The sequence below is a fragment of the Limnospira sp. PMC 289.06 genome, assembly GCF_032350395.1.
GTDB classification, from domain to species: Bacteria; Cyanobacteriota; Cyanobacteriia; order Cyanobacteriales; family Microcoleaceae; genus Limnospira; species Limnospira platensis.
In genome coordinates this window covers 50,088-61,128 of record NZ_JARPLC010000014.1, presented here as the reverse complement: position 1 = coordinate 61,128, position 11,041 = coordinate 50,088, and the positions used below count along the sequence as shown (strand labels likewise).

Genomic DNA, 11,041 nt, shown 5'->3' with positions numbered 1-11,041 from the left:
TTGATGGTAGGGTGCGTCAGAAGGATAAAATCTAATATTGACGGGAATATAGATAAGTGACTGACGCACCAGAAGAGATTTTGATGGTAGGGTGCGTCAGAAGGATAAAATCTAATATTGACGGGAATATAGATAGCTGACGCACTAAAAGCACCAGAAGCGGGGGATTAAACGCCACAGCGCATCAATCTGGCGAGGAAATAGACTGCCATTTTAGCACCATAAGCCGATCGCCACCAGTTAGAAGGATGACATCCAGGGGGGGCAGATATAGTAAAGTTAAGGTCTTGATAGTCTAACCATTTATGGTCTTCGCGCCACCCTAAGCGATCGCTGACTTGAGTGAGTAAATCTAAGTCAATATTAGAGATATCATCACCTCCCCCCAACTCGGTATAAATTTGTCGTTGAACGCTAAAGCCAAAGCGATTATTGCTATACTTGACCCAGAGGCTATCGATAAGATGTAGGGCGCTACAGGGAAAAATCATGACATCATCAGGTTTCAAATCATCATGATGAGCCTGGGTAGCAATTTCCAACATCACCTTAGTAGTCTCTAAATCTGCTTCTCGCCAATTTCCCTCAGCCAGCAAATTCTGTAAGCGTCCGTAACGGTATTTATCACTAAGCAAAGACAAAATCTGGGCTAAAGTATCCTCCAATTTAGTAACTCTTTCCTCCAGGGAGGAGGAACTAACCGGAGCATGGGAAGTTTCCGGGTTTTCGAGAGGTGGATTTAGGGAAGGGGTAGGATCTGCAGAAGGTAGATCGGTAGATTCAAATTCCTGTGTATCTTCAGACATAATCAGTGTGATAGTTTTGTCATCTAGGTGCTAATTTTCGGTAAGGGTATGATCTAAGGATTGACTTGGTTGGGAAGGTTGTTGATGTCCATTGGCTTGAGAACCATTAGGCCCAGAACCATTAGACCCAGAACCATTAGACCCAGAACCATTAGACCCAGAACCGTCAGAAGGTTGAGACTTCTCAGCTTTGAGGAAACGAGCCTCAAGGTTTTTAATAGCGATATAGAGGTTAGGAGTAATCAACAGACTCAATAGAGTTCCGACTAACATTCCGCCAAAAATAGCAGTTCCCAAAGACCAACGACTAGACGCACCGGCACCGGAGGCAATTACTAGAGGCCAGAATCCGACTAAGGAGGAGATCGCGGTCATTTGAATAGGTCGGAAGCGCTGCTCTGCGGCTAATGCTGCTGCTTTATTAATACTAAGTCCCTTGTCTCGTAGTTGGTTGGCAAACTCGACAATGAGAATGGAGTTTTTAGAAGCCAAACCAATCAACATAACGAGAGCGACCTGAGCATAAACATCATTGTTAACTACAGGCCAAATTCCCCCAGCCATCAAGACATTAGAACGGAACCAAATGGCAGCCAAAGCGCCCAAAACGGCGAGAGGGACGGCTAACATAATAATGAGGGGGTCAATGTAGCTTTCATACTGTGCGGACAGCACTAAGAAGGCAATGACAAATCCGAGTCCAAAGATGACGATCGCCGCACCGCCAGCAGCTTTTTCCTCTAAAGCGCTTCCTTGCCAAGCATAGCCGAAAGATGGGTCAAGGGTCTCGGCGGCGGCTTGTTCAATAGCTGCAATGACCTGTCCAGAACTGAAACCCGGAGCGGGGTCAGCCTGAATTCTCATAGATCGATAAAGATTAAAGCGGGTGATAATTTCGGGCCCGACTATTTCTTCAAACTTAACCAAGTTTTCCAAAGTAATTAAGTTCCCATCAAGCGATCGCACTGATAGGCGGTTGATATCAGAAGGATCAGCCCTAAACTCTGATTCTGCTTGAGCCACAACCCGGTATTGTCGTTGTCCGAGGACGAAATCATTTACATATAGGGAGCCAAAATAAATCTGTAGGGTGCTAAAAATATCACTGATATTGACATTGAGAGCCAGAGCGCGATCGCGTAGTACCTGGATATTTTTCTGACCCTTAGAAGCAGAAAACTGGCTAAAAGCCCTACCCACAGCCGGATATTTATCAGAGTTCAACTCAGCTAGTAAGCGATTACCATTGTCTACCAAAGCAGAAATGGGTAGATTACCACTGCGGTCTTGAATCTGGATTTCCACCCCCCCAGTGCTACCCATACCAGGAACCGGAGCAGCATTAACCGCAAAAGCCTGTACTGCTGTAACCCCTCTCAAAGAGCGATTAATGCGACCGAGAACCCCATAAACCGACTGTTCCGGGGTAGGTCTTTCACTCCAAGGCTTTAGCTGAACAAACATCACCCCCTGGGAGGGATTAAGACCATCAAAACCAAACCCCGCCGCCGCGAATACTGATTCAACTTCTGGTTCTTCTAAGATCAGATCGGTAATTTCCTCAGCAGCATCAGCGGTGTAGTTAAGAGATACACCATCAGGACCCTGTAGAATTACCAAAAAGAAGCCTTGGTCTTCTTGAGGAACAAATCCAGTAGGTACCCAGCCATACATCAGGACAGTCAGCACCAAACCACCGATAAAAATCCCCATCACCAGGGTATTAATCCGCACCAGAAACCGAATCAACTTGGCATATTGATTTTGTATGAAGCCAAAACCTTGGTTAAATTTCTCAAAAAACCATCCTAAAGGTCCTTTAGTTTTCTTAGCCGGACGCAATAGCACCCCAGCCATAGTCGGAGAGAAGCTGAGGGCGTTAAATGTGGAACAGATAATCGCAAAAGTAATGGTTAGGGAGAACTGCTGAAAGATGATTCCAGTAGTTCCGGGGAAAAAGGCAACGGGAATAAATACAGCCAGCAATACTAAGGAAGTGGATATGGTAGCGCCAGTGAGTTCTTCCATTGCGTCTAAGGCGGCTTGTCGTGGCTTCATGCCCTGGGCAATTTTACTAGAAACTGCTTCGACAATAACGATCGCATCATCAACCACCAAACCCGCCGCCAATGTACAGCCAAAAAGTGTTAGGGTATTGAGTTCAAACCCCATCACCTTGAGACCTGCCATTGAGCCAATGAGTGCCACCGGGATAGCAATAGTAGGAATCAGGGTTGTGCGCCAATCCTGCAAAAACACAAAAATTACCAAAATTACCAGGGTAATAGTTTGCAGGAGGGTGATCACCACTTCCTGTAGGGAGGCTTGCACAAATAGAGTTGTATCATAGGGAATGGCATATCTAACCCCTGGGGGGAAAGATGCACTCAACTCTTGCATCTTTGACTTGACCGCCTCGGCTGTTTCCAAGGCATTACTACCGGGTCTTTGGTAAACAGCCATCCCCACGGCGGCTTGATTGTTATAGGTTGCGTCAAGGTTGTAGTCCTGTGCACCTAACTCTACCCGACCTACATCTGTAATTCTAATCAGAGTGCCATCGTTTCCGACTGCGACCACCAATTCCTCAAATTCGGAGACATCTCGAAGGCGACCCTGAGCCCGCAAGGGGATCTCAAATCTTTGATCCGGGGGGGTGGGAGCCTGACCAATTTTACCAGCGCCGACCTGAATATTTTGCTGTCGTAAGGCGGCGACTACATCTTGAGCAACTAATCCTCTAGCTGCCATTTTTTGAGGGTTTAGCCAAATACGCATGGCATATCTACGTTCCCCCAAAATGGTTACACTCCCCACGCCAGGAGCGCGGGTAATTTCATCAAGAACATTTAAATCTAGGAAGTTACTGATAAAAACATCGTCATAAATCGGCTGGTTATTTTGATCAGTATCTGAATAAAATCCCAGTACCAACAGGATACTGGGTGAAGATGCTTCGACGGTGATACCGACCTGTTGAACGACATCAGGTAAACTTGATGCTGCCTGAGATACTCTATTGTTAACGTTAACCTGGGCAATATCTCGATCAACGTTGACAGGGAAGGCTACAGAGACATTAGCAACCCCATTATTAGCGGTGTTTGATGAGATATATCTCATGTTATCAACGCCGTTGATTTCCCGTTCTAAGATGCTCGTCACAGTGGTTTCTGTGGTTTCGGCATCAGCACCAATATTGACGGCGGTTACGTTGATTTGAGTGTTAGCCAGTTGTGGTAGTTGAGAAATAGGTAGCAGCGGAATAGATATAACGCCTACCAATACAATTAGAATTGAGCAAACTGTGGTGAGAACGGGGCGTTTGATGAAGTTGCTAACAAATAACAGCATATAAAATCATATATATTAGGTGTTGGTTAAGGATAGCGATCGAGATAAGGAACTTAATTTAGAGCGAGGGGGGAAAGTAGCCTGATTATCAATGTTATCAGTCATAAACCAAGCCAACTCTCCCTGACATGAAAGTTGATAATACTCGATTATGGCAATTTTCTGGTTATTATGGCTGAATTATTGGCTAGTGGTATCTAGTATCGGGGTTCCATCTCGCAATTGTAGTATACCTTCGGTAATAACGCGATCGCCTGCTTGCACCCCAGAAAGCACCTCAAAACTCTGTCCTTGAATGCTTCCCAGTTGCACAGGAGCTTGTCTAGCCACTAAAATGGTTTCCCCAGAGGGGGTAGCCTGTTGCTGTGCCAAAAACACAAAACTCTGGGCACCAATGCGGGTGACGGCATTAGTGGGAACCGTAACCCCGGCTTCTTGTTGCCAAATTACCCTAGCTCGGACAACTTGATCGGTGCGGAGTTCATTGTTAGTATTGGGGTAAATAGCTTTAGCCAAAATGGTCTGAGTGCCACTTCCTGCGTCAGGAGCAATATAGGATATGCTGGTGTTTCCAATGACTTCCCCAGTTTCTTGGCTAATTAGCTGCACAGGTATTCCCACCCTCAATTGAGGTAATAAGGAAATGGGGATATTGATGTTAACCTCTAGGTTCTGATTTTGGCGGATAGTGGTAACAGTAGTTTGGCTGTCGACCAAATCTCCTACTTTAATCGGCACATTACCAACAATGCCGGAAATAGGAGCCACCACACTATAATAATCTAACTGTACTTGTTGAGCGACAGCCCCAGACCGAGCCCCTTGGATTTCTCTACCTATGAGGGCTATCTGTGCTTGCTGGGCTTCAATAGCTTTCTCCTGGCTGGCTATTTGAGCCTCTAGGGTAGCAATTTGGCGTTCTAGATCTCGGCGGGAACTTTCCACACTCGCCCTAGCTGCTTCAATGGTGCGCCCTTGACGAGATAAATTCATCCTAGCGGATTGGACTCTGGCGGTGGCGGCGAGAACTTGTTGTTCTTGATTAGCTACCTCAGCCTCGCTGGTTTGTCTGTCCCGCAGTTTTTCATCATATAGGTCACTGGAAACTACCCCTTCCTGCCATAATCTCTCGTAGCGCTCGTAGGTAGCCTGTCGCTGTTGTCGCACTGCTTCGCGTCTATCTAATTCGCGACGGGCTCCTTCTAGGTTGTCTTGGGCATTTTGTAGTTCAAATTCTAGTCTTTCCTGTTCTTCCATCTGAGCCTCTAACTCCCGTTCGGAACGCTGTAAATTGGCTCCTTGGGATTGAAATGATAGTTCGGCTCTGGTTCTGGTTAAGTCGGCTCTGAGGGATTCTAATTGGGCTTCGGCACCAATTAATTGAGCTTGTCTGGCTTGTACTGTGGCGATCGTACCTTCAAAGTTGGCTAACTGTTGGGAACCATCAATTTGAATTATCGGATCTCCTACAGTTACCTGATCACCTAAGCGCACATATACTTCTTTTACTAATCCACTAACTCGGGGTCTGATGATAGAGTTTTCGATACCTTCAACCCTGGCATTATATTCGCTGCTGGATTGAACATCGGTAGTATCTACGTTTTCTATCTTGACGGGGACGGGTGGGCGACCAATGGCTTGAGGTTCTGCTGAACAAGCATTGATGAGTACAAATAATAATAGCAGCGGTAGAGATGCGCTAGTTTTCCATAGTGTTTTGTTCATAGGACGATCCCGCAATTTGATGAGGAGATTGTATCAGGTTTGGAGGTGAATTTTAGCCTAACTCTTGGGTTGACCCTGATACCTATTATTGAGATTTTACACTACTGCCTGCGGATTCTTGCGGTTTTCTAACTGAATTAATGAGGCTTTGATGAAAACTACGGATGGTGACTCAAAGACGATCGCACAGGGGAGAGCGCACACAGAGATATAGTAAAGGTCCGAATAGGGGAATGAGTGTCACCAACCATAACCAAGTCGCAGCCTGGTTGCCGCGCCGCGCGATATCATCCCCTAATAAGGCGGGAAATAATACTGATAATAAACAGAAGTCGAGGCTCATAACGTGAATAAAACGGCTATTTTGCCATTGATAGATAAAGTCACGCCAATCTCCCTGAGTGATACCATAAAAAACTAGGACGATCGCCCCTAACATTAAGACTAAAGCTGTGAATTTGCTATCCCAAATGCGGATGAAGAGATTGGGAACCCCAGAAAATTCGGGGTTAGGTTTTCGCCACACCAAATAGGGTAAAATGGCGAAAGCACCGACGGCAAAAGATGCGATCGCAAAAAGCCACGCGGGGATTTTTTGACCTTGACCATCGGCAAAAATCACACAGCAGTAAATTAACGGCCAAATTCCCATGAGATTAAACAGGGAGATAATCAGGGGATTAATCCCCTCCCAATTCCCTACAGTCAGGTTTTTAATCAAATTAAAAGTAATTTCTGGCTGGTCTGGCGGCGCTAAGAAAAAGGCATAAATCACCAAGGTAAACCAGACCATGGTTAAGGCGATTTGAGAAATTCCGAGAGATTTTTGGCTAGATACAATCATGGTATAAATCTGTCTAAAGCGGCTTTTAGTTCCTCAATTTCCACATCAATATTACCTTCTTTAGCAGCCCTGGCTATACATTCGGTTAAATGTTCATCTAGGATAATTCTAGCGACGCGATCGAGAGCCCCCCTAACGGCGGCAATTTGCACGAGTACATCGGGACAAGGCCGACTTTCTTGGACCATATTTTTGACACCGCGAATATGTCCTTCAATGCGAGAGAGTCGATTGATAATACGTCTGAGTGATTCATCACTATGGACATGGGGATGGGGATGACTATGACTATGATTAGAAGCGTCCCCATGATGGCGATCGCTAACAGATACGCTAGGAATCCGGTCTGAATCTGATCCGATCATTTAACCCTGTGCCAATAAACTACCATTGTACATAAGCGATCGCAAATCTATCAATACCAGCCAGGTCTGGGAGGATTTTAATATCCCGATAACACCCTGCTGATTCTAACATAGATGTAACGGCTTGGCCTTGTCCGGCCATCATTTCTACGATCCAAATACCCCCAGGTTGCAAAAATTGGGGTGCTGTTTGTACTAAATGATGAATGCAATCTAAGCCAGATTCGCCGCCATCGAGTGCTTGATGGGGTTCGTGATAGACAACCTCCGGTTGCAGGTTAGGCAGCTCCTGGCTAGGAATATAGGGCGGATTTGCCACCATACCGCTGACCTTGCCTTTCAGGCTATGGAGGGGAGCCCACCAAGACCCCTGGTAAAATTTTACCCGATTTTGATAACCGAGACTTTGGGCATTTTCCAGAGCGATCGCTAAAGCTGACCAACTGCAATCGACAGCATGAATCATGGCTTGGGGGAATACGGATGCTAACCCTAGGGCGATCGCACCACTACCTGTTCCCAGATCTACCCAATTTCCTGACCCCGGCTGACAGATAGAGTTAATAGCTTCTGATGAGGCGGCGTGATAAGAAACTGCTATATCGATGATTAATTCTGTCTCTGGACGAGGGATGAGAACTGCAGGAGAGACCTTTAGGGCAAAATTTCGCCAGTGAACTACACCTAATAGGTATTGTAGAGGGACTCGTTCGGTGATGCGACGTTCCCAGAGTTTGACAATTGCTGACCAGGGCTGATTTAGTTGAATACTAGGGCGATCGCCAAAGGAGTCTAATCTAATATCCAGGTGAGTCAGATCGGTGAGTGCTTCCAGAAACTGATCTAATTCTATGGCTGAAATTTCGGCGGCGATCGCATCAATTTTCGCCTGTTTTTGCCACTGTCGCAGTTCCTCACCAGATATATAGTAACTTTCCCCTGTTTCCACCATTTCGCACCACCTGAAAACCTGCTTACAGCTTGTTCACCAGTCGCTTAATACATTGCCCTCACCCTAAATCTCGATCCCAGAGAGGGAGAGGGACCTTGAGAGGTGATCAGATGATTTCTGAACAGGCTGTAGGCTGATGATATGGGGGGAATTTTACCATCAATTCCCCCCCAAAACTTGCCCTAACGTTGATTATTTCTCAAAAATTCCAGGGTTTCCCGTGGTGGAACTAAGATGATCCGGTCTAAAAATTGGTTATCATCAGTTCGGAAGGCTTCTAATAAGGCTTCCAGAGGAACCACCTGCACTGTTACCGAGGATATTAAGTCCGGTTGCTCTTCCCGAAATTGGGATAACATTCCCTCTAAGTCCTGTTTAGAGAAGAACATGGGAATCACTTGGTCATTGCCACGTTGGATGGTTAAATAACCATTGTCTGGGCCTCCTCTTGCCATAAACAGAGGCACGCCATTAAATTCATTGGGCGATCGACCACTTTGCTGCATTACCGCGCGGGCTGACTCTACCTCTTGCTGCACCGGAACATAAGCAAATTGGATATCATCAGCACGGTTGCGGCTCTGTTGGCTCATCTGGTACACTTCCCCCAGAGAAACTGCTGTTACCTCTACGGAGTTCGCTAATTCAGGATTATTGTTTCTCAGATTTTCTACAAATCTGAGGGCATCCTGACGGCTAATAAATATCCCTGCTACTGCAGCAGTACCGCTGCCATTTTCTCCGGCGGGAACTGTGGCCACTAGGGGGGAACCGGTAGGGTCGGTAATTGTAAATACTGGGACTGGGCGTAATTTTGCCTGAATTTCCTCTAATGTCAGTGCTTCAGCAGCCTGGGTTCCCAGTAGGGATGCTCCCACGGTTCCGGGTGGCAGGGTGGGACTCATTAACAAGTTGCCACTGATAACTCCCAGTAACAGGCTCAAATGGAAAAATGATTTAATCATGTTCTCAAGTTGCGATCGTAATAGTAGTTCTTCTTGATATCTCCCCCACGCTTCCATATTGGCGTTATACCTATGGGCTCATACAAACATGACAGCGAGGGATGCTCAACACCACCCATCAAGTCTGTTGACGGAGGTTATAGTATTCCTGTATCAGCAATTCTTACCCTGGCACGATAATAGTCAGACTGACGAGGAAAAACAATTTTTTCTCCCGAACTCCCTAATAATTTTCTATATTCTCACCCCCACCGGACGACACAACGGGGTTTGACCCGCACACTTTACGGATCTTAACACAAATCTGTCCCAAATCGTCAAATTTGGGCATAAATGCGATCGCATTATTCAATCGGGAACACTACCGACTCATTATTACGCTGGGATTCAATTCGGATCTATATAATTCTTGATGAATAAATATAGACAATGGGTAAAAAAAATATTTATCATAGTCATAAACAGGGTCTATAATTATGTTTTCCGATATCATCACGCCAGACGGGTTGACTTTTGCCATGGCCAGCCCATCTGACGATTTCATCATGGTCTCAGAACTCCCAGCCGAGCAAATGGCACGTTTGTCAAGTCCAGGATTACCACAAGCGATCGCTCTTTTGCAGGGTAATGATTATTTGGTCAACAATGAACAAGGGCGGATTCTCTTAGGGCATCAGGGGAATGATACGATTATCGGTAATTCCGGCAATGATACCATTTATGGCGGTCAAAATGATGATTACTTAGAAGGGGGTTCTGGTGATGATATATTATTTGGTAATCGGGGCAATGATACTCTAATTGGTGGTTCTGGCAATGATACCATTTATGGCGGTGTCGGTAATGATTGGATTGTCGGAGGGTCTGGTAATAATGTTTTATCAGGCGATCGAGGTTTAGACACTCTCACCGGAGGTAGTGGAGTTAATCAGTTTATTTTACCATCATCGACTGTTAATCAAGATCTGATTACCGACTTCAAGCCTGGTATTGATAAAATGTGGGTTCCTGATGGAGTCACCATTGCTGATTTACGGATTAAACAATCAGGCACTTCTACCTTGATTTTACTCCATGGTCAGACCTTGGCAACCCTAGAAAATGTCGATATTGAATTAATCACTGCTGGCGACTTTATCGGGGAACTGGGAGTCGCCAATTATGGCGATATTGAACTATCGTTAGGTGAGAGTGGTTCGGATTGTAATTTTGAGCAGCAAGTGCTGGAATTGGTCAATCAAGAACGAGTTAGGGAAGATTTACAACCACTAAGGATTAACCCCTTGCTGGCGCAGGCGGCGGCTACCCATAGCACTAATATGGCACTGCAAGACTTTTTTAGTCATACCGGAAGGGATGGGTCTAATTTAACTGACCGGATTAGGGCCACAGGCTTTACATTGATAGTGCCATTGGGCGAAAATATTGCTGCGGGTCATACTACGCCGGAGTCAGTGGTTCAAGCATGGATGGACAGTCCAGAACATCGTGATAATATTCTTAATCCTAATTTCACTCAGCTTGGGGTGGGTCACTATTTCCTGGAAAATGATACGGGTGATCTGATGGACTATAACCATTATTGGACTAAAGTCTTCTCTGGTGGCTGATTTCAGCATCTCTGTCCGGAAAGGGCGATCGCCTATTAATCACAAAATAGTCACCTCTACAACGGCGAGCTTGCACTTTCAGAATTTTGTGTTATCCTAGTTTCCAAGTTTAGGATATCCAGGAGGTGATGCCCATGAGTGACAGTAGTAAACGCATGGGTCACTGTGTTGGAGAACGCCGGCTGTGCGCCGGGGCTGACCTCTAAAATTCGGCCTAGGTTCCTTTGACTAGGAGCCGAAAAGCCTACTAATATGGTCTGGCTGGATTGGAGAGATCCTTCCGGCAGTCAGGTTCCAATAACAGAGACCCGCTAGACCGCTCTCATATCGCTGACTGATGTCCTGGTAGTATCCAAGGCTTAGTTATCCGTGAGAGCGGATAGTTTTTTTTAAACGAAAGAATTTGGTATAGTTTTG

8 protein-coding genes are annotated in these 11,041 nt (G+C 45.8%); 1 reads left to right on the top strand and 7 read right to left on the bottom strand.

The annotated features are described in order from the left end of the window. Positions 1–167: 167 nt before the first annotated feature. From P5674_RS05385 to P5674_RS05355, 7 genes are all read right to left on the bottom strand, one after another. On the bottom strand, positions 168–806 hold the full coding sequence (locus tag P5674_RS05385; RefSeq protein WP_014274903.1) for a GUN4 domain-containing protein: 639 nt from the start codon (positions 804–806) through the stop codon (positions 168–170). 30 nt (positions 807–836) lie between these two features. Then, positions 837–4,160 (bottom strand): efflux RND transporter permease subunit, encoded by a 3,324-nt coding sequence (locus P5674_RS05380; protein ID WP_014274902.1) that lies wholly within the window; start codon positions 4,158–4,160, stop codon positions 837–839. 180 nt (positions 4,161–4,340) lie between these two features. Further along, a complete protein-coding gene (locus tag P5674_RS05375; protein ID WP_315669848.1) occupies positions 4,341–5,888 on the bottom strand; it encodes an efflux RND transporter periplasmic adaptor subunit in 1,548 nt (515 codons plus the stop codon). A gap of 172 nt (positions 5,889–6,060) precedes the next feature. After that, positions 6,061–6,732: a hypothetical protein gene (locus P5674_RS05370; RefSeq protein WP_014274900.1), complete on the bottom strand. Its 672-nt coding sequence runs from the start codon at positions 6,730–6,732 to the stop codon at positions 6,061–6,063. Then, entirely contained in the window at positions 6,729–7,097 is a 369-nt protein-coding gene (locus P5674_RS05365) for a metal-sensing transcriptional repressor (RefSeq protein ID WP_315669847.1), read from the bottom strand. Before P5674_RS05365 ends, P5674_RS05370 begins: the two co-directional genes overlap by 4 nt. A 19-nt stretch (positions 7,098–7,116) precedes the next feature. Continuing rightward, complete coding sequence (gene prmC, locus P5674_RS05360) at positions 7,117–8,049, bottom strand: peptide chain release factor N(5)-glutamine methyltransferase (protein WP_014274899.1); 933 nt, start codon at positions 8,047–8,049, stop codon at positions 7,117–7,119. Between the two features lie 182 nt (positions 8,050–8,231). Then, positions 8,232–9,071, bottom strand: a complete 840-nt coding sequence (locus P5674_RS05355; RefSeq protein WP_014274898.1) for a Tic22 family protein — start codon at positions 9,069–9,071, stop codon at positions 8,232–8,234. A gap of 419 nt (positions 9,072–9,490) precedes the next feature. Here P5674_RS05355 and P5674_RS05350 point away from each other — a divergent pair, with 419 nt between their 5' ends. Beyond that, positions 9,491–10,624, top strand: a complete 1,134-nt coding sequence (locus P5674_RS05350) for a CAP domain-containing protein (RefSeq protein WP_315669846.1) — start codon at positions 9,491–9,493, stop codon at positions 10,622–10,624. The last annotated feature ends 417 nt before the right edge of the window (positions 10,625–11,041 follow it).